The sequence below is a fragment of the Thioclava sp. FR2 genome (genome assembly GCF_051200875.1).
Classification (GTDB): domain Bacteria; phylum Pseudomonadota; class Alphaproteobacteria; order Rhodobacterales; family Rhodobacteraceae; genus Pseudotabrizicola.
In genome coordinates, this window is sequence record NZ_CP195191.1 from 2,562,097 (window position 1) to 2,581,498 (window position 19,402).

Sequence of the window (19,402 nt, forward strand, 5' to 3'; positions counted from 1 at the left end):
GGAAAGGGAACAGGATGGTCTCAGTTTTTGCTCCCCTCATGCAGCGCATGAATGCGCTACCGAGCATTCATAAGGTCGGTCGCGTTTCGAAAATCGCGGCCGGAGTAATGAATATTGAAGGGCTTTCCGCCGCGGCAGCGATTGGCGACGGCGTCTGGATTGGGCCCGAAGCTTCACTGGGTGAAGTGGTCGGGATAGACCCAGAGGAGATTACGGTTCTGGCCGAAGCGGGTGGTGCTGGTTTCAAAAAGGGAACCGAGGTCTTGCTCGGGGGACCGGTCACAACTGCCCCTAGCAATGACTGGATTGGCCGCGTCATTGACCCACTCTGCCACCCTTTGGACAACAGGCCATTGTTTCCCGGACCGGCGCCACGCCTGACGAACGCTGCGCCACCGTCGCCGGGCAGGCGGCGGCGGCTGGGTAAACGTCTTTCGACCGGAACAACGATTTTTGATACACTTCTTCCGATCGTCCGGGGCCAAAGGATTGGTTTGTTTGCCGGATCTGGCGTCGGAAAGTCTACTTTACTGGGTAGTTTAGCGCAGCGCGTCATGGCCGATGTCGTCGTCATTGCTCTGGTTGGAGAGCGCGGACGAGAGCTCAGAGAGTTCGTGGAAACAACCTTGGGTGAGGAAGGGCTCGCGCGAAGTGTTGTTGTCGCGGCGACCTCTGACCAATCCGCTCTCGTCCGTAAGCGATGTCTCTCAACTGCCACCACGATTGCCGAACATTTTCGTGACCAAGGGCTAGAAGTTCTATTACTGGTTGATAGCGTTACACGCTTTGCAGAGGCTCATCGTGAGGTCGCCTTAGCCGCCGGCGAAGCCCCCAGCCTGAAGGGATACCCGCCTTCTGTCCAATCCGCATTAATGGCGATGGCCGAACGCGCTGGCCCGGGGTGTGAAGATCGGGGAAGCATCACGGCAATCTACTCCGTTCTCGTTCCAGGATCAGACATGGAAGAACCTGTCGCGGACATCCTGCGTGGCGTCCTCGACGGGCATGTCGTTCTGGATCGCAAAATTGCGGAGAGGGGGCGTTTTCCCGCGGTTGACATTCTTCGATCCGTCTCTCGGTCCCTGCCTTGGGCGGCAACAACTGAACAAAATGAAGCGATCAGTGCCGCGCGAAATATTATCGCAACTTGGGAAAACTCCGAAATGATGGTCCAGGCAGGGCTGTACCACTCCGGTTCTGACCCGGCGATCGATCGTGCAATCCATCGCTGGCCCGCGTTAGAAAAATTTCTTTCATCCCAGACCCACGATGAAGGAATCGACGGTAGTTTTCGGCGCCTTTATGACGTTCTGAAAGGCCGTTAGCTGCTTCTGTAGGCGCCCTGCTGCAAAAGTGTCAAAGCGATTTGTCCGCGTGACACATTGGCTGCGTAATCGGCGGTCTCTGAACGGATGACAAACATCCGAACCAACTTGTCGATTTTTTCCTCGTCGCTGAACTGGGAGATCACAGCACTTCCAAAGGCAGTGCGTGTTCGATCCTGCAAAACTTCGACCTGCTTATCCAAATCAATTGCCGCAAAGGTAGGCGGCAATCCGAAAGCTTTTTCAAAGACTTCTCGAAGTGGAGGCGATCCAAGGACAGAGAACCATTTTGAGGACTCGGCCGTGCTGGATCGCGCCAGATCCTTCAACTGCGTCTCGGCGTTCATCGCGATGCGAAAACTTGAATTCTGTTCACCAACGGACGCTTGAAATTGTTTTTCAACAAATTTTTTCAAGAGCTTATCCGCAAAATCCGAGAGCTTCGTCCGAGGTGTCGAAAAATCCCCGAACCCAAAGGCCTTCGCGAACTCGGAATAACGCTTATCGGCCAATCTGTTGGACAAGGCTTTTGGATCAAGAGTTCCGTCCTGCAGAACTTTCTTGATAAAGAATTTGTTCGGCAAATCAGCTTCCAAGCCATGGGCCGAAAGAGCGACACGCAAGAGACGTTGGTCACTGACCAGCTCTTCTGCGGATTTGATCCCACCGATTTTTTCCCGGAAGTAAGCACTGTCCTTTGTAACGGATGCCTGTGCGGAATAGGCGGCCAGTTGAGTAGCGGCCGTGCGTTTCAGAAACATCCATCCCGCGTAACCGGCCATCGGTAGGACGGGGCTGAAAGTCATGATGACACAACGGCCATCAACCGATCTTCCCGTGGCAAAAGGCTGCGAAGCGCCTTCAATGCGGGGTAATACAAACCTTCCAGAACCGACTGACTTGCCACAGCAAGCTGGGCACGACTGTCCATGTCGGTAAGAACCTGGCTAAGCTGCTCTATTCCCCGCAACAACTGCAATTTTGCAGTCGACGGATCGGCATCCCCTGATAAGACAAGTTGCGCGATGTAACAGACACGCCGTACAGGGGTCGTCACTTCCTCGGGGTGTATTGCATCCTTAAGCCGCAAAATATTTGCGTCAGGCGTCATTATCGACAAGCGAGAGCGGCGATCACCATTCTCGATGACAGCCCCATTGATCAGCACGCGCTCGTGTGGTCCCAGTTTCAGTACGAGTCCGCTCACACTGGTTCTCCTTCGCCGCGCAGTCCGCGCATGACGGCCATATTCACATCAACCAAGACTTCGACGCTGCCCTCGCCCCGCAAAATGCGTCCGCTGTGCAGGTCTGTAAATTCGAACAAGTAAAAGAGCTGCGCACGTAGAGATTGAGGCAAAGAGTTCGACGCTTCGGCAACGTCCATTGCCAAGATGCGCCACAGGGAAAGATTGTCGTTCAGCGACTTGGCCAGTGCAGGGTAGTCGCTTTTCCGACCAGCCCAAGTTTGAGACAAGCGTCGCGTAACGCGCGCGAAGGCGTCGTACTCAATTGCGCGCAAAGGACGCAAGGCAGCATCATTGGGTGCATATCCCAACTTTTTGTGGGTCAAGACGTTCACTATGGATCCTCACATTATCTCAATCGATCTTGGAGTGGGCCGGGGAAAACCCCGGCCCCCTTGACGATCAGCGGAACAGCGAAAGGATGCTCTGAGGCGCCTGGTTCGCAATCGACAGCGACTGAGTGGCAAGTTGTTGCTGAACTTGCAGTGCCTGCAGACGGGCTGATGCTTCCTCCATATTCGCATCAACCATGGAGCCAATTCCCGAACGCAGGGAGTCAACCAAGCTTGAGACAAAGTCTTTCTGCACATCAATTCGTTTCTGCGATGTGCCGAAATCAGCCGCGGCCTGAATAGCAGTTTGCGTCAGGCCTTCAATCGCAACCAGGGCAGCCTCGGCCCCAGCACTTGTGGAAACATCAATATCACGCAGGATTTCCAAGCCACCACCAGCAGTTCCGCCCGTCGTCAGGGTCGTCGTTGTGGTGATACCCGTCGTCGTTCCATTGGTGATCTTGACGCCCGGGTTTGCGCCAGAGTTGTCAAATTCGGCAGTAATCGAGATGCCTGCCTTCTTCGCCTCGTAGTTCAGCCGATCGACCAATCCCTTTGCAATGTCGGCGGTCGTGTCACCATCGCGCGCTACATAAGAGATCGTTGCAGAGATGCCCGTCAAGCCGCCTATGGCATAGGTATCGCCAGCCAAGACACGATTGCCACCGCGCACTGCAGTTGCAGTATCGCCAACGATGCTGATGGTACCGCTCGCCCCGGCTGCAACAGCTCCAGCGCCTGTGGCGGCGGTTGCCGCGATGTCTGTTCCCGCACCGGCAGTTCGGGCTTGGGTGCCAAGGTCGGCCTTGTTGACCCCAATCGACGATGATTTCACCCCAGTTGAACTACGATCCAGCGACGAAAGGATCTGAACTTCAGACCCTTTCAGAATACCCGCGCCGGCACCCGTATTGCCAACAATCTGAGCAACCGTCGCGCCGCCTTGCCGGTTGTTCAAAAGGTTCAAACCGTTGAACTGGGCCGCACCGACAATAGATCCGATCTGGTCCCGAAGCGCCGCCACGTCTGCCTGGATCTTGGTACGATCGACATTGTCTTCTTGCGAAGCGACAATCTTGCCTTTGATTTCGGTAAGAAGATCAGCGATCTGCTCCGATGCGGACCTTGCCACGGCAATGGTCGACGAACCGAGCGAAAGGCTGTCCGAAATACCCTTGAAGCCCTTCACATCGGATTCCATGGTCTTTGAGATCGCCCAAACTGCGGCATTCTCTTTTGCCGAGGACACGGCCTTACCGGTGGAAATTTCATTCTGGACGGCCGCCATGCTTTTGTTGATCGACTTCATCGTCTGAAGTGCGACCATGGCGCCGTTGTTCGTCAGAATCGAAGACATTTGGTAATCCTTCACATTCGCCGCAATTTTCGCGGCAGGGTTGACCGTCTACGGACGGCTGGAAGGGCATTCTTGCCATTACCGAGGTTGAGCCGCGGTGCCACCCCAGCCTTGGGGCGCTGTGGTCATCTGAGCGTTGAAAACCTAACCACAAATGAATTCCAAAATACTTCTCGTCTGGGATTTGATGAAAATCAGAAACGCCTTCCCGGCTTGGGTTTGACGCTTAAAACTGAAAGGCAGCCGTTCACGCTGTAAGTGGTCAGACCCTGCGTGGCCTTGGTGATCTCTTCGACACGGCTATGCGCCGACCGAAGGCCGCGCAATGCCGCAAGCAGACATTTTTCATTGCGAAGTGCCTTTGTTCTGACCGCTGCGGTCATCGAAGCGTTATTGCTGGACAAAGCCTCAGCGTCAATTTCGAGCGCTTCGGTCAGCGATGCCAACTCGGCAAAGCGACCTGTAAGAAGGGCTGCGTGGATGTCGTCGAGCAGGGATTCCACTGATTCAGACATTTGCTCCCCCCTCTGACTTGATCAGCGAGGCAAAGATCATTTCCGCCAATCCTACTCCTCCCTTGTCAACAATAGCCTTGGCTTGGGTGTGGCGAAGGAAAGAGCCGAATTGCTGCTCTCCCATGCCGCCGTCGAAACCCTCGGAGGCGGCTTCCGGCTGCATATGAGTCAACATTTCTGCCAGAAAGGCCGTTTCAAGTTCCCGCGCCTTTTCTCGAAGAGCCTGAGACCTGTCGGGCAAGGACGGTGCATTTGCTATTTCCATTTTAGCCTCGGATTTTGATTGAATTGTCCCAACTATCTGAAAAGGCGGTAAACAAGTGGTAAGCATTTCAGGGCCCATTAGAGCAGTCGACCAAGCCACTCGTGGGATGCAGAATGCAGATCGCAAAAGAACTGTCGTGGTCCGCCGCCAAAGCGGGACTTCCAAGTGATCAGAGCCAAATTTCGCGAAGAACAACATCTTCAGACGCATCACAGCACGGTGCAGATGGAGGAACCTTTGGCGAAGCGTTTTCGCGGCTAGAGGTAAAGGTCACAAAGTCATCAGCCGAAGCCCGAGAAGGTTCGGTAAGCGGAACAGATACCTCAAGCGAGAAAGATCGGGACCGGTCAAGTACATCGCAATCTGAGGATGCTGCAGAGCCCGTCCAAATTGATCCGTCCACGGGTGGTGCGACTTCTACCCTCCAGACTGATCTGTTGGGCCGAAATCTTGGGGATCAAGATAGCGATACCGCATCCCTTGCCTTCAGTTCAGAAGAAACGATGCGCCCTGATGGGCCAGCAGTTCCAACTGATACGGCTAGTCAGGTCCGAGCGCCCATAGAGCACTTGGCAGAAGGATCTGTAGCGCCGGGCAACCCCGATGAACATCACGGCTGGTTTCCGATCGTGGGTAGGGGAGAGGGAGAGCGCCAACGCTCGGACATTCAGGCCGCGTTTATTGCGAAAATAAATCCTGTATCAGCTTCGAATGCCTCCCCGGAAGCACCTACCGCCAACGCCTCTTCCAATCCGTCCGATTCACAAACGAAAGCGCAGATTAGCAACGACGAGTTCTCTCAGGATCCTTCAGTTCCGCCAAAAGCAGCAGGTACAGTGAATGCGCGGCAACTCTTGCCTCCGCAATCTGCGCTTGTTGAGGCTAACGAACCAGAAATCCACCCCATCAAGACTTTCAGTCTGCGGTCCGGTTTGGATCAGGCGAAAGCTGCCGAAGATGCCCGACCCACGGCAGGGCCAATTTCCACTTCGCAGGCCGCGACACCTGCCAAATCTCAGGGTTCCGGGCCCGTTTCGGCTGCTGCGCTCACGGCTTTCTTGCCGGCGCTCGTTTCAGGCGATCAAGGCACTCTAAGCTCAAATCAAAATGTTAATCAGACCGACCTGTCGACCAGGATCAGTCCAGGCGCGAACTCGCTAAAGGTCGGCGCTTCCGTCAGCGGATCGCTTCGGACGACAGATCGATTCCGAAATGACGCGAATGCAGGGACATTCCAAGACATCAAAACAATCTCTGATGCAGGCTACATTGGCCAGATCTCAGAATCGGTCGTGCTGGGCGAGGGGAGCTTGTTCTCGTCAGGCAATCAGGCCGGGCATTTGACGTCGACAACCGATAGTTTTCTCGACGTGGCAGGAAAGCATCCGCAAGCCTATGCAGCTTACAGAGACGCCGTGGTGTCGCAGACAATCGAGGCGATAGTTCGCAGTGTTTCGACAGAACAGTCACAGACAACCGAGCTCACTCTGACGCCGGACGAATTGGGAAAGCTGAAGTTCGAAATCACCACGCAAGACGATCAGACATCAATCAGGGTGTTCGCGGAGCGCGGCGAAACACTTGAACTACTACGCCGAAATGCTGACTCGCTTCTAAACGAATTGCGTCAAATGGGCTTGTCTCAAGGGTCGCTAAGTTTCGGAAGCTGGAGTCAGCGTTCAAAATCAGAACCGCAGACGACCGGCGGGAACCAAAGTCCCGATCAACGGGATGCGGCGCCAGACAGTACGCATTTCTTATCTTGCAACACGCCGATGCAAGGGCGGCTCCACATTCGCCTTTGAAAGGAAAACAGATGGACATTTCTCAGACTTCCAACCCGTCCAGAACGAACCAGACTGCCGCGTCATCGGGTGGACTCACGTCGGATTTTCAGACTTTTCTCAAGATGCTGACCACACAGATGCAAAACCAGGATCCATTGAATCCCATCGAAGCGTCAGACTACGCCGTCCAGCTTGCGACCTTCTCTAACGTGGAGCAATCGGTAAAGACCAACCAACTGTTGGAATCCATGCAACAACTATTTGGCATCATGTCGATGTCCCAGCTAGCAGGGTGGGTTGGACAAGAAGCTCGTGCTTCAGGGAAAGTCTATGTGCATGGCGAACCGATCACATTGTCACCCAATCCGGCAGCAACAGCAGACAGGGTTGTGCTTGTGGTTCGAGACAAAGCGGGACAGATCGTTTCGCGTGAGGAGTTGCCGATTTCTGCAGAAAATTACGAGTGGCAGCCCGTTGATGCGACCGGGGCGCCCCTTGCAAGCGGCCTCTACGATCTATCGGTCGAAAGCTACTATCGCGACACTTTGCTGATCGCAGACTCGGTTGAGCACTATGCGCGCATTCTCGAAGCTCAAGGCGGAATCGGTGGAACGAAAATTGTTCTGGAGGGCGGTGTCGAAGTCGCCGCAACAGAAATAACAGCGCTCCGCGTTCCACCGGGATCCTAGATTAAATCTGTGTTCCCACCCAAACAGCGGCAGCTAAAGCAACGCCCAGAACCATAGCCTGACCTACCGTCCTTAGCCGCGATGGCCGAACCACTGGCGGCGGCATATCCGCTTGGCGAATAAGCGCCTGCTCTACCATGCGGGGAAGCTTTGGGCCGAAACGTGCCAAGACGCGTGCCGTTTGCGCCAGATCGCGCAACAGAGCAGCTGGGCCAACGTTCTTGGATATGTAGCTTTCCACGATTGGCTTGGCGACTTCCCAGATGTTGATATGTGGGTCCAATCCGCGAGCCACGCCCTCAACAACGACCATCGTGCGCTGCAACAGGATAAGCTCTGTCCGCGTCTCCATCCCGAAACGTTCTGTAACTTCGAAGAGATAGGCCAAGAGCCGTGCCATACTGATTCGGCTCGCATCCATCCCGAAGATAGGTTCGCCAACCGCGCGCAGCGCCCGTGCAAATTCGTCAATGTCCCGATCTGCAGGCACATAGCCTGCTTCGAAATGCACTTCGGCGACGCGACGATAATCTTTGCGAATAAAGCCAAACAATATCTCGGCATAAACACGGCGCGTATATTCGTCTATCCGCCCCATGATCCCGAAATCATAGGCGATAATATCACCATTCGCTGCGACCTTCAGATTGCCTTGGTGCATATCGGCGTGGAAATATCCGTCGCGCAGCGCGTGGTTCAGAAACAACTGCAGGACGCGGGCACCCAGAATCCGTCTATCATGGCCGGCAGCATCAATGGCTGCATTGTCTTTCAGCGCGATGCCTTCTGCCCAGCCAAGAGTCATCACCGTTCTGCCGGACAAATACCACACCGGTTCGGGCACCTGAAATCCTTCATCATTGGCAGTATTTGCAGCGAATTCAGAGGCGGCACTGGATTCAAGCCGGAAATCCAACTCGCCCATAACGACGCCTTCGAAATGGGCAATCACGTCCATCGGGCGCAAGCGACGCGAAGAAGGAGCAATCAGTTCAATGGTTTGCGCGGCAAGATAAAAGGCATCAATGTCCCGCCGAAACGCACGTTCGATCCCTGGACGCAGTACTTTGACGGCGACCTCGGCACCCGTGTCAGCCAAACGCGCGCGGTGGACTTGCGCGATTGAAGCCGCAGCAACGGCGTCAGAGAATTCGCTGAAAATCTCATTCACGGGAACTTCCAACTCTTCCGCAACCATTCGTTTTGCGATGTCTGTTGGAAAAGGCGGGAGTTTGTCTTGCAGGTATTTCAGTTGCTCGGCGAGTTCATCGCCGACGATATCTGGTCGGGTCGAAAGGATTTGGCCAAACTTGATATAGGCCGGACCAAGGGCTGTCAGAGCCCGGGTCGCGGGGGGCAGATCCGGGTCGCCTTTAAGGCCTAAGGGTTTGAAAGGCCACCCTAAAATCCGAGCAAGAACGCGGATTCTCGGGGGGGCGCGGAACGCCTCCAGCACCACACCGATGGCACCGGTGCGTTCCAGTGTCGCGAGCGTGCGGACAAGCCGCCAGATGTTGTGAGGCCCGCGCAAATCAGATCTTCCAGCCAGAGTGAAGGGCCGCTATGCCCATGGAAAGATTACGATATTTGACCTGATCAAAGCCCGCGCTGCGGATCATGGTGGCGAAAGTATCCTGATCGGGAAACTTGCGGATGCTTTCTACCAGATATTGATAGCTGTCCCGATCCCCGGCAACAATTTGACCCATCACTGGGATCACGTTGAAGGAATAAAGATCATAGGCTTTCTGCATCAGATCATTCGGAATCTGGCTGAATTCCAAAACCATCAGACGGCCGCCCGGGCGCAAAACGCGATAAGCCTCGCGCAGTGCATCGGGAATGCGGGTCACGTTCCGAATACCAAAGCTGATCGTGTAGACATCGAAACTATTGGATTCAAAAGGTAATTGCATGGCGTCGCCAACAACCCAGTCCAGGCTTTCCGCCAGATTGTCGGCCTCGGCCCGCTGACGCCCGGCCACCAGCATCGACTCTGTCATATCGCAGACAACGGCCGAGCCCTGCTTGGCGCGGCCCAGAAAGCGGAAGGCGACATCGCCAGTGCCGCCTGCTACATCTAGTAGGCGTTGTCCCGGTCTTGGGGCCAGCCAATCCATCATCGCGTCTTTCCAGACCCGGTGGATTCCCATCGACATCAAGTCGTTCATGATGTCGTACTTGCTGGCCACGCGGGTAAAGACGCCATGCACCATTCCGGCTTTTTCCCCTTCGGGAACAGTCTGATAGCCGAAATGGGTGGTGCTTTGGGTGTCGTCGTTCATGGGCCTTGCCCTTTTGTCATTCCGCCCCTTCTTATAGGGCGCAATCGCGGCGCTGCAATGCGTCGCCCTGTCCGAAACAGCATGTCACCCTCTGTACACCCCCTGTACAGACAGTGATCCGCCCTTTCAGGAGCCCGAAATGCCAGAATTGCCCGAGGTAGAAACCGTGCGCCGCGGCTTGGAACCGGTGATGACGGGCCGCATCATCGAGCGGGCCGAGGTCAACCGCGACGGTCTTCGCTGGCCCTTTCCGGCAGGCATGGCCGACCGGCTGACGGGGGCGCGGGTTCTGGGACTGCGGCGGCGGTCGAAATATATCCTTGCCGATCTGTCGACCGGAGAAACGGCGCTGATCCATCTGGGCATGTCAGGGCGGATGCTGATTTCGGGTGTGATGCTGGGCGAGTTTCATCAGGACCACCCCGCCCCGCAAAAGCACGATCATGTGGTGCTGCATATGGAGGGGGGGGCGCGGGTCACGTTCAATGACGCGCGCCGATTTGGGGCGATGGATCTGTTGCCCACGGAAACCGCCGAGGCACACCCCTTGCTGGCCGCCTTGGGACCAGAGCCTTTGGGCAATGCCTTTGACGAATCTTATCTGGTGGCAAAGCTGAAGGGGAAGGCCAGCCCGATCAAATCGGCCTTGCTGGACCAGCATTTGGTGGCCGGTCTGGGCAACATCTATGTTTGCGAAGTGCTGTTTCGTGCAGGAATTTCGCCCAAGAAGCAGGCAGGCAAGATCAGTGCTGCACGCGTCGCATCCTTGGTGCCGATTGTTCGTGAGGTGCTAAACGAGGCCATCGAAGCCGGGGGAAGCAGCCTGCGGGACTATCGCCAGGCAGATGGTGAATTGGGCTATTTCCAGCATGTTTTCAGGGTTTATGACCGCGAAGGTCAGCCCTGCCAGACCGAGGGATGTGGGGCCAAGATCGCGCGTGTCGTGCAATCTGGGCGGTCATCGTTCTATTGCCCGCACTGCCAGCGATAATTCAGGGCGACTTGTCATCCGCGCATTTGATGGTAGGAGTCACGGCCACGTGATCCGCAAGGGGAAGCTGCTCATGGCCTATGAAACGCTGATCGTCGAGGTTGAGGACTATGTTACCCTCATCCGGCTGAACCGGCCTGACGCAATGAATGCGCTGAATGCCAAGCTGATGACCGAGCTGGCAGCGGCCATGACTGCGGCGGATGCAGACCCAAACACGCGCTGCATCGTCCTTGCAGGTTCGGACAAGGCCTTTGCCGCCGGTGCCGACATCAAAGAGATGGCGGACAAGACCTATACCGAGGTTCTGTTCGACAATCTGTTCACGGCCGAGGCCGAAGCGATTGCCAAGGTCCGCAAGCCGACGATTGCCGCCGTGGCGGGATACTGTCTGGGTGGCGGGTGCGAATTGGCGATGATGTGCGATTTCATCCTTGCTGCCGATACGGCCAAGTTCGGCCAGCCCGAGATCAATCTGGGCGTGGTTGCGGGGCTGGGCGGAACACAGCGCCTGACGCGTCTGGTGGGCAAATCAAAGTCGATGGACATGCATTTGACGGGCCGCTTCATGGATGCGGTCGAGGCCGAACGTTGCGGTTTGGTCAGCCGGATTTTCCCGGCAAAAGATTTGATGACGGAAGCGCATAAAGTGGCGCAGAAGATCGTCGAGAAGTCGATGGTGACGGCAATGGTCGTCAAGGAATGCGTGAACCGATCGCAAGAAGTCGGGCTTTCGGAAGGTCTTCTTTACGAACGCCGCGCCTTCTATGCCCTGTTCGCGACCGAAGATCAGAAGGAAGGCATGGCGGCTTTCCTTGAAAAGCGCCAACCGCAGTTCCGCGACAAATAACGTCTTTCCATTCTTGCCAGTTTGCCCTATAGCCCCGCCCTACATGCGCGTGGGCCCGCTTTGGCAAGAATCGAATCCGTTCCGAGGAACGGTGCCTTCGGTCTTTACGTGCGACAGTGAAACACGAAGACCGAAAGAATCGAGACGCCCATGGCTAATACCGAACAGTCCAAAAAACGCGCCCGCCAGTCGGAAGCGAAGTATGCCGTTAACAAGGCCCGTCGTTCGCGCATCCGCACCTATGTTCGCAAGGTTGAAGAAGCCATTGCTTCGGGCGACGCTGCTGCTGCTGCCGAAGCTCTGAAAAACGCTCAGCCTGAACTGGCCCGTGGCGTCACCAAGGGCGTGATGCACAAGAACACCGCCTCGCGCAAAGTGTCGCGTCTGGCCTCGCGCGTGAAGGCTTTGGCCGTCAAGGCCTGAGTCGGACGGCACGACCATTTTCTGAATTTCTGTCAAGGGCGCCCCGAAGTTTGGGGCGCCCTTTTCCATGCCTGATGGCAATTTCATAGAGAATCCGCGGGGTGCGTTGCGGATTTGCCAGAGGGTCTCGGATTCGGTCACGCCATTCGTATGTCAACCAAAGAGTTCGATTGCAGAGCCGATCACGGGCTTGTTAGCGTAGGGGTGCGATTCACATCGTCTTGGGGGACATGACGTGGTGTGAAGCGAAAATCGAGCCCGGTTGCTGCCAGTTTCCGAATCGGTTTTCTGTTTCATGCCAAGGGGTTATGCAGTCTGCGCGGAAAATCCCGCACAGTGTGTAGATTCGCCGGGCCTTGGCCGGGTGGAAGCTCTTAGCGCTTGTCCCGCCGTCACGCATTGTAAAGCACATGTGGATTTTTTCCGCAGTGTTTGCAGTGCGTTTTGGCTGTGAGTGATGCGGGAGGTTGGCCCGGCGAGGCGCCGTGTGCCGGATGATGACAAGAAACGTGAAACAGGTCGAGAGAATGCCGAACGAAGCGTGGGGGAAGGTCCGGGAAGAACTGATCAAGCGGGTCGGTTCGAACAACTATAAGACATGGATCGAACCGCTGCGTTTGTCTGATCTGAAGAACGGTGTCGCCCGTTTCGAAGTGCCGACGACGTTCTTTGGCGACTGGGTATCCCGAAATTTCTCGGACCATATTCGTGGTCAATTGGCCAAGGCTGGAAATCCTGTGGACCGTATCGAGTTTTCGGTTGCGCAAGCGGCGCGCCCTGCGGTGAAGCGGGCGGAAACCATAGGGCAGTCACCGGCTGCTCCGGTTGCGGCAAGGCGGTTGCCGCTGCGGAATGGCAGCGCGGACGAGGTGGCGGGTGCACAGCTGGAATCGCGCTTTACGTTTGATTCGTTCGTCGTGGGCAAGCCCAACGAATTGGCCCATGCGGCGGCACGTCGGGTGGCCGAAGGTGGCCCTGTTACCTTTAACCCGCTGTTCCTTTATGGCGGCGTTGGTCTGGGTAAGACGCACCTGATGCATGCGATCGCGCATGAATTGCAGCAAAAGCGCCCGGATCTGCGCGTGCTGTACCTGTCAGCCGAGCAGTTCATGTACCGCTTTGTGCAGGCGCTGCGCGACAAGCAGATCATGGATTTCAAGGAGCTGTTCCGGTCGGTTGACGTGCTGATGGTCGATGATGTGCAGTTCATTGCCGGCAAGGACAGCACTCAGGAAGAGTTCTTCCACACCTTCAACGCGCTGGTGGACCAGAACAAGCAGATCGTGATTTCGGCTGACCGTGCGCCAGGCGAGATCAAGGATCTGGAAGAGCGGATCAAGAGCCGCCTGCAATGCGGGCTGGTCGTTGACCTGCACCCCACCGATTACGAGCTGCGTCTGGGTATCCTTCAGTCCAAGGTCGAGCATTACCGCAACCAGTATCGCGGCCTGACCCTGTCGCCGGGCGTGCTGGAATTCCTTGCGCACCGGATCACCACCAACGTTCGCGTGCTGGAAGGTGCGTTGATGCGTCTTTACGCCTTTGCCTCGCTGGTTGGTCGCGAGATTGATCTGGATCTGGTGCAGGAATGTTTGTCCGACATTCTGCGGACCTCGGAAAAGCGCCTGTCGATCGAAGAGATTCAGCGTAAGGTGGCCGAGCATTACAATGTGCGCCTGTCCGATATGATCGGGCCAAAGCGCCTGCGCACCATTGCACGTCCGCGCCAAGTGGCGATGTATCTGTGCAAGCAATTGACCAGCCGGTCGTTGCCGGAAATCGGCCGTCGTTTTGGAGGCCGTGATCACACGACAATCATGCATGGCATTCGCAAGATCGACGAACTGATGGCGGCAGACAGCCAGATGGCTGACGATATTCAGCTGCTGAAGCGTTTGCTGCAAAGCTGATCGTCAGATCAGGGAACCCATCCTGCCCTTTTTGCATTGACACCCCGTAGGCCGAATTGCGGGCCTTTGGGGATGTGTGATGTATCAACAGCTTGAACCGCTGGACCTGAAGTCTTGCAGGCTTGCCCTGATCACCAATGGGGGGGCGGGAAAGAAAGACGCACATCGCAACGGATTGATCGTTCACGACACCCTGCGCCCGCTGGTACAAGATCTTCGCGAAATTCCGGTTCGAAATGGGGCGATGATTACCCAAGTGGCCCGGCAGGCGATTGCCGAGGGGTTTGACGTGGTCGCTGGCCTTGGAGGGGACGGCACGCAGGCCGCAATCGCCAATGCGGTGACGAATAGCGGCGCGGCGATGGCTGTCCTGCCGGGGGGCACGTTCAACTATTTCGCCCGGGAACTGGGATTAGACACGATGGAAAAGGCGCTGGCGGCGATTTCCAGTGGCCAGATTCTGGCCCGCGATGTTGGTCAGGTGAACGACCGGATCTTCTTGAACAATGCAAGCCTTGGGCTTTATCCGAAAATTCTGGACACCCGCGAAGACATTTATCATCGCTGGGGGCGCAGCAGGTTTGCGGCCTATTGGTCTGTGCTGGTGGGCCTGCGGGATTTGTATCGCCCGATGCGGCTGACGGTTCGGTCACAGGGATTGAGTCGGGACTATGTGACCCATCTGGCCTTTGTGGCGCGCAGTGCCTTTCAACTTGAAAGCCTTGGGCTTGAGGGCGCCGAGGCCGTAAGGGCCGGAAAGTTCGTGCTGTTCATTGCCAAGGCACAGTCGCGCGGCGGGCTGGTTGGCGGGTCTATGCGGCTGGCCTTGGGTCGTGTTGCCCGTGGCGACGATTTTGAACTGGTCGTCGGCGATGACGTGGTGCTTGAAACCGGGCATATGAAAAGGAAGGTGGCCCTTGATGGCGAACAAGGGCCCATGACGATGCCTTTGAACTTGAGAGTTTTGCCAAATGCGTTGCGGATCGTTGCCCCGGCGATCGAAAACAAGCCGGTAGATCTGGCAGGAAAGGTGGCATGACGCGGATTGTACATCTGACGGACCTTCATTTCGGACAGGAACGGGTCGAATTTGTGAACCCCCTGATGCGGGCGGTGCGCCTGACGGAACCTGACTTGGTTGTCGTTTCGGGTGATTTGACGCATCGCGGCAGGGTCGACCAGTTTCGCAAGGCTATGGCGTTCCTGAACGCATTGGGGCGCCCGTTTACGGTGGTGCCGGGGAACCATGATGTCCCCCTGTTCAACCTGCCAAAGCGGCTATTGTCACCGTTTCGCAATTGGCGCAAAGGCACCGGCCTGCCGACGACCAGTGACAATGATCTTGGGCCGTTGAAAGTGGTGACCGCGAATACGGCCGACCCCCTGCAATGGCGTGGCGGGATCTTGCGGGACGACGACGTGGCAAGGATCAGGGCCGATTTGTCGACATTTGACGATCGTACGACCTGTGCGGTTCTTGTCTGTCACCATCCCCTGAAAGAGCCGCCGGGGTTTGACCGTGGCGAGACGAAGGGGGCCGCCGAAGCGCTTCCCGGCCTGATCAATACCGGTGTTCGGATTGTCTTGTCTGGGCATCTGCACAGTTGGGAGATTGGCTTGGGAATCGCGCAAGGGTCTCCCCGCCCGGTTCTGATGGTTCAGACCGGAACGGCGCTTTGTGCGCGGGAGGGGGAAGTCGATCACGGCTTTTCCGTTCTGGATATTCAGGCGAACGAGGTTTCTGTCACACCTTGGCTGGTCAACGAAGATCAGGCCGTTTTTGGACCAAAAGAGACCCACCGCTTTTCGCGCAAAGGCGACCTTTGGTATCTGCGGGCCTAGGGTTCGGTTGCGGCACAAACACCACCTGCTTGGCCTGACGGGCGCCGGAATGGGCGCCCTGCCCTTGACCTTGACGCCAAAGCCCCACAATGTCGCCGGAAACACTTGTAGACCGGCAAAAGCCGGGTAAAGTCGGCGTCCCTGTTTGACCCGGCTAGGGGATGGAAGAATGAAGCTCTCGATCGAACGTGGCACGCTTTTGAAGGCGCTGTCCCAAGCCCAATCCGTTGTGGAACGCCGCAACACGATTCCGATTCTGGCCAATGTGCTGATCGAGGCCGAGGGCGATCAGGTCAGCTTCCGGGCGACCGATCTGGATATTGAAGTGGTGGATCGCACGCCCGCCATGGTGGAGCGCGCCGGGGCCACGACGGTTTCCGCCGTAATGCTGCACGAGATCATCCGGAAATTGCCGGATGGGGCGCTGGTCTCCTTGAGCGAAGACCCGGCCTCGGGGCGTTTGACGATCACGGCGGGGCGGTCGACCTTTAGCCTTGCGACGCTGCCGAAAGAAGATTTCCCGGTCATGGCGACCTCGGAATATTCGTCGAATTTCTCGGCCCCTGCGCCGGTGCTGCGCCGCCTGTTCGACAAGGCGAAGTTCGCGATTTCGACTGAAGAGACGCGCTATTACCTGAATGGTGTGTATTTCCACGTCTCGACCGGCGAGGGCGGCCCGGTGTTGCGGGCTGTGGCGACCGATGGTCACCGTTTGGCGCGGATTGATGCGGATTTGCCAGAGGGCGCGTCGGGGATGCCGGGCGTGATCGTGCCGCGCAAGACCGTAGGCGAGTTGCGCAAACTGTTGGACGATGACGAGGCGACGATTGCGGTTTCGGTCAGCGAAACCAAGGTGCGTTTTGCGACACCGGCGATCACGCTGACCTCGAAGGTCATTGACGGCACCTTCCCCGATTATACCCGCGTGATCCCGATGGGAAACACCCGGCGGCTGGAAGTGGATGCGAGCGAGTTTGCCAAGGCCGTTGACCGTGTGGCCACCGTTTCCAGCGAACGCTCGCGGGCGGTGAAGATGAGCCTTGATGAGGATCGTCTGGTGCTGTCAGTCAATTCGCCAGACAGTGGCGCGGCAGAGGAAGAACTGGCCGTGGCCTATGGCGACGAGCGGCTGGAGATCGGGTTCAACGCGAAATACCTGCTGGAAATCGCAAGCCAGGTGGACCGTGAGAATGCCGTGTTCATGTTCAACTCCTCGGGCGATCCGACCTTGATGCGCGAGGGCAATGACACCAGCGCAATCTATGTCGTGATGCCGATGCGTGTCTGACCGAGGCAGGAAGGGGGCGCTGCCCCCTTTCGCGTCTTGGCCGGGGCCAAGACGCTGACCCCCGGGATATTTGAACCAAGATAAAGGGGAAGGGTGTGAGCGGGCTTGCGATCACCCAGTTGCAGCTTCTGCACTTTCGCAGCCATCGGGTGACTCGGCTGGCCTTTGATGGCCGGCCGGTGGCCTTGCACGGGCCGAACGGGGCTGGGAAAACCAATGTTCTGGAGGCGGTGAGCCTGCTGTCACCGGGCCGCGGGATGCGTCGGGCCGGGGCAGAGGAATTGGCGCGCCGGCCCGAGGTTCTGGGCTGGAAAGTCTTGGCCGATCTGCGCGGATTGGCCGGGGAACACGCGGTGGAAACCGGGGCCGAAGGCGGTGAGGCGCGGTTTGTGAAGGTCGATGGCAAGGCCACGACACAGGCCTATCTGGGGCAGATCGCCCGGGTTTTGTGGTTGGTCCCGTCAATGGACCGGCTTTGGATTGAGGCGGCCGAGGGGCGGCGGCGGTTTCTGGACCGGATGACGCTGAGTTTTGCCCCGGACCATGGCGAGGCGGTCTTAGCCTATGAAAAGGCGATGCGGGACCGCAACCGGCTGTTGAAGGACAATGTGGCCGATCCGCATTGGTATGGGGCTTTGGAATCGCAGATGTCCGAGGCGGCAGTGCGGATTGATGCCAATCGCGCGGCTGCGGTCAGCCGATTGATGGCGGCGCAAGAGGGGGCGGAGACCGCGTTTCCCCGCGCCGAGTTGGACGTGGTTTTTCCGGAACCGTCGCCAGAGGATTGGGCGGACGCATGGGCCGAAGGGCGGCGGCGCGATATGGCGGCAGGGCGCACCTTGGCCGGGCCGCATCGGGCCGATTTGTCGGGCGTCTTCGCCGCAAAGGGGGTTCCTGCGGCGCAATGTTCGACGGGAGAGCAAAAGGCGCTGTTGATCAGCCTGATCCTTGCCAATGCCCGCGCACTGGCCGCCGATCTGGGGCGGGCGCCGATTGTGCTTCTGGACGAGGTGGCCGCACATCTGGATGAGGGACGCCGGGCCGCGCTTTATGATGAGATTTGCGCCTTGGGGGCGCAGGCGATCATGACGGGGACCGAGCCGGGCCTGTTTGACAGCCTTGGGGAAAGGGCGCAAAGCTTTGCCGTCACCGAGGATGGTGGCGTGTCAAAGGTAAGCGAATGACCCCGCAGCGCGTGACCCTGATTACCTTGGGCGTGGCCGATCTGGCTGCGGCGAAGGCGTTTTACGCACGGCTGGGCTGGCGCGAGCATGGGGCGCAAGAAGGTGTCGCCTTTTACCAGATGAACGGTCTGGTCTTGGGGCTTTTTGGCCGAGAGGATCTTGCTGCCGATCAGGGACGACCGGGGGCCGCCTTGGGCACCGGGGCCATCACGCTGGCACAGAATTTCGCGACCGAGGCCGAGGTGGATGCGGCCTTTGAGGCGGCGCTCGCCGCAGGTGGAGTGGCGTTGAAACGTCCGGAGAAAGTATTTTGGGGCGGCTATTCGGGGTATTGGGCGGACCTTGACGGCCATGTCTGGGAAGTTGCGATGAACCCGTTCTGGCCCTTGGCCGAAGATGGCAGCCTGACCCTGCCGGAGTGATTTCATGACCATCACGCTGCATCAATTGGCGCTTTATGCGCTGGCCATGGTTGGCCTGTGGGTTGTGCCCGGCCCGGTTTGGGTGGCCCTGACGGCGCGCGCCTTGTCGGGCGGCATAGCGGGGGCTTGGCCCTTGGCCGTGGGCGTGGCCCTTGGTGATCTGATCTGGCCGTTCTGCGCGATCATGGGGCTGGCTTGGGTCCTGTCGGTCTATGGCGACCTGCTGTCGCTGATGCGTTGGATTGCGGCGGGCGTGTTTATCGTGATGGGGGTGCTTTTGATCCTGAAGCCCCCAGTGAAACCCGGTGCCGACAGCCGACTGACGCGCCCCGGGATTTGGGCGGGGTTTTCGGTGGGTGTTGCGGCGGTGATCGGCAACCCGAAGGCCATTCTGTTCTATATGGGCTTTCTGCCGGGGTTCTTTGACCTGAGCCGCGTGACGCCTGTGGATATTGCCGCGATCATCGCGGTTTCGGCCATCATCCCGATGATTGGCAATCTGGGTTTAGCGCTGTTTCTAGACCGAGCGCGGCGTTTGCTGTCCAGCCCCGAATCCCTGCGCCGCCTGAACATTGGAAGCGGGGTTTTGTTGGTATTGGTTGGCATGGTCATTCCGTTCACCTAAGCCGCTAAATCTTGTGTCCAAGGGGTGACATTCCCCGCCCCAACCGCTATAAATCGCGGGCAATTT

Annotated in this window: 21 protein-coding genes; 13 read left to right on the forward strand and 8 right to left on the reverse strand. The window is 57.6% G+C overall.

Annotated elements, in window-relative coordinates:
- The first annotated feature begins 14 nt into the window (after window positions 1–14).
- The gene (locus tag ACSBLW_RS12480) at window positions 15–1,325 is read left to right on the forward strand and encodes a FliI/YscN family ATPase (protein WP_435260106.1); all 1,311 of its coding nucleotides are present in this window, start codon (window positions 15–17) and stop codon (window positions 1,323–1,325) included.
- Here ACSBLW_RS12480 and ACSBLW_RS12485 read toward each other — a convergent pair.
- The 6 genes from ACSBLW_RS12485 to ACSBLW_RS12510 form a co-directional block, all read right to left on the reverse strand.
- Window positions 1,322–2,107, reverse strand: a complete 786-nt coding sequence (locus ACSBLW_RS12485) for a DUF1217 domain-containing protein (RefSeq protein WP_435256946.1) — start codon at window positions 2,105–2,107, stop codon at window positions 1,322–1,324. The genes ACSBLW_RS12480 and ACSBLW_RS12485 overlap by 4 nt on opposite strands.
- 20 nt (window positions 2,108–2,127) lie before the next feature.
- Window positions 2,128–2,532, reverse strand: coding sequence for a flagellar biosynthesis repressor FlbT (gene flbT / locus ACSBLW_RS12490; protein WP_435256947.1), 405 nt, complete (start codon window positions 2,530–2,532; stop codon window positions 2,128–2,130).
- Window positions 2,529–2,882, reverse strand: coding sequence for a flagellar biosynthesis regulator FlaF (gene flaF, locus ACSBLW_RS12495; protein ID WP_435256948.1), 354 nt, complete (start codon window positions 2,880–2,882; stop codon window positions 2,529–2,531). Before flaF ends, flbT begins: the two co-directional genes overlap by 4 nt.
- 91 nt (window positions 2,883–2,973) lie before the next feature.
- Window positions 2,974–4,260, reverse strand: coding sequence for a flagellin (locus ACSBLW_RS12500; RefSeq protein ID WP_435256949.1), 1,287 nt, complete (start codon window positions 4,258–4,260; stop codon window positions 2,974–2,976).
- Window positions 4,261–4,454: 194 nt separating this feature from the next.
- Window positions 4,455–4,775 carry a hypothetical protein gene (locus tag ACSBLW_RS12505; protein ID WP_435256950.1) on the reverse strand — a complete coding sequence of 107 codons (321 nt, stop codon included), beginning with the start codon at window positions 4,773–4,775 and terminating at the stop codon, window positions 4,455–4,457.
- Window positions 4,768–5,040, reverse strand: coding sequence for a rod-binding protein (locus ACSBLW_RS12510; RefSeq protein ID WP_435256951.1), 273 nt, complete (start codon window positions 5,038–5,040; stop codon window positions 4,768–4,770). The genes ACSBLW_RS12505 and ACSBLW_RS12510 overlap by 8 nt, the downstream gene beginning before the upstream one ends.
- 113 nt (window positions 5,041–5,153) lie before the next feature.
- Here ACSBLW_RS12510 and ACSBLW_RS12515 point away from each other — a divergent pair, with 113 nt between their 5' ends.
- Both ACSBLW_RS12515 and ACSBLW_RS12520 read left to right on the forward strand, forming a co-directional pair.
- Window positions 5,154–6,845 (forward strand): flagellar hook-length control protein FliK, encoded by a 1,692-nt coding sequence (locus ACSBLW_RS12515; protein ID WP_435256952.1) that lies wholly within the window; start codon window positions 5,154–5,156, stop codon window positions 6,843–6,845.
- An 11-nt stretch (window positions 6,846–6,856) separates the two neighbouring features.
- A complete protein-coding gene (locus ACSBLW_RS12520) occupies window positions 6,857–7,516 on the forward strand; it encodes a flagellar hook capping FlgD N-terminal domain-containing protein (RefSeq protein ID WP_435256953.1) in 660 nt (219 codons plus the stop codon).
- A gap of 1 nt (window position 7,517) precedes the next feature.
- Here the strand turns inward: ACSBLW_RS12520 and ubiB are convergent, their stop codons facing one another.
- A complete protein-coding gene (gene ubiB, locus ACSBLW_RS12525; RefSeq protein WP_435256954.1) occupies window positions 7,518–9,047 on the reverse strand; it encodes a 2-polyprenylphenol 6-hydroxylase in 1,530 nt (509 codons plus the stop codon).
- A gap of 1 nt (window position 9,048) precedes the next feature.
- The gene (gene ubiE / locus ACSBLW_RS12530) at window positions 9,049–9,801 is read right to left on the reverse strand and encodes a bifunctional demethylmenaquinone methyltransferase/2-methoxy-6-polyprenyl-1,4-benzoquinol methylase UbiE (protein ID WP_435256955.1); all 753 of its coding nucleotides are present in this window, start codon (window positions 9,799–9,801) and stop codon (window positions 9,049–9,051) included.
- 139 nt (window positions 9,802–9,940) lie between these two features.
- Here ubiE and mutM point away from each other — a divergent pair, with 139 nt between their 5' ends.
- The 10 genes from mutM (at window position 9,941) to ACSBLW_RS12580 (ending at window position 19,336) form a co-directional block, all read left to right on the forward strand.
- Window positions 9,941–10,792 carry a bifunctional DNA-formamidopyrimidine glycosylase/DNA-(apurinic or apyrimidinic site) lyase gene (mutM, locus tag ACSBLW_RS12535; RefSeq protein ID WP_435256956.1) on the forward strand — a complete coding sequence of 284 codons (852 nt, stop codon included), beginning with the start codon at window positions 9,941–9,943 and terminating at the stop codon, window positions 10,790–10,792.
- A gap of 73 nt (window positions 10,793–10,865) precedes the next feature.
- Window positions 10,866–11,642, forward strand: a complete 777-nt coding sequence (locus ACSBLW_RS12540) for an enoyl-CoA hydratase-related protein (protein ID WP_435256957.1) — start codon at window positions 10,866–10,868, stop codon at window positions 11,640–11,642.
- A 150-nt stretch (window positions 11,643–11,792) separates the two neighbouring features.
- Window positions 11,793–12,065 (forward strand): 30S ribosomal protein S20, encoded by a 273-nt coding sequence (rpsT, locus tag ACSBLW_RS12545; protein ID WP_435256958.1) that lies wholly within the window; start codon window positions 11,793–11,795, stop codon window positions 12,063–12,065.
- 527 nt (window positions 12,066–12,592) lie between these two features.
- Complete coding sequence (dnaA, locus tag ACSBLW_RS12550) at window positions 12,593–13,975, forward strand: chromosomal replication initiator protein DnaA (RefSeq protein WP_435256959.1); 1,383 nt, start codon at window positions 12,593–12,595, stop codon at window positions 13,973–13,975.
- Between the two features lie 79 nt (window positions 13,976–14,054).
- The gene (locus tag ACSBLW_RS12555) at window positions 14,055–15,014 is read left to right on the forward strand and encodes a diacylglycerol/lipid kinase family protein (protein WP_435256960.1); all 960 of its coding nucleotides are present in this window, start codon (window positions 14,055–14,057) and stop codon (window positions 15,012–15,014) included.
- On the forward strand, window positions 15,011–15,817 hold the full coding sequence (locus ACSBLW_RS12560) for a metallophosphoesterase family protein (protein WP_435256961.1): 807 nt from the start codon (window positions 15,011–15,013) through the stop codon (window positions 15,815–15,817). The genes ACSBLW_RS12555 and ACSBLW_RS12560 overlap by 4 nt, the downstream gene beginning before the upstream one ends.
- 169 nt (window positions 15,818–15,986) lie before the next feature.
- Window positions 15,987–17,105, forward strand: a complete 1,119-nt coding sequence (gene dnaN / locus ACSBLW_RS12565; RefSeq protein WP_435256962.1) for a DNA polymerase III subunit beta — start codon at window positions 15,987–15,989, stop codon at window positions 17,103–17,105.
- Between the two features lie 95 nt (window positions 17,106–17,200).
- Complete coding sequence (recF, locus tag ACSBLW_RS12570; protein ID WP_435256963.1) at window positions 17,201–18,289, forward strand: DNA replication/repair protein RecF; 1,089 nt, start codon at window positions 17,201–17,203, stop codon at window positions 18,287–18,289.
- The gene (locus ACSBLW_RS12575) at window positions 18,286–18,711 is read left to right on the forward strand and encodes a VOC family protein (RefSeq protein ID WP_435256964.1); all 426 of its coding nucleotides are present in this window, start codon (window positions 18,286–18,288) and stop codon (window positions 18,709–18,711) included. The genes recF and ACSBLW_RS12575 overlap by 4 nt, the downstream gene beginning before the upstream one ends.
- Before the next feature lie 4 nt (window positions 18,712–18,715).
- Window positions 18,716–19,336 carry a LysE family translocator gene (locus tag ACSBLW_RS12580; protein ID WP_435256965.1) on the forward strand — a complete coding sequence of 207 codons (621 nt, stop codon included), beginning with the start codon at window positions 18,716–18,718 and terminating at the stop codon, window positions 19,334–19,336.
- Window positions 19,337–19,402 lie beyond the last annotated feature (66 nt).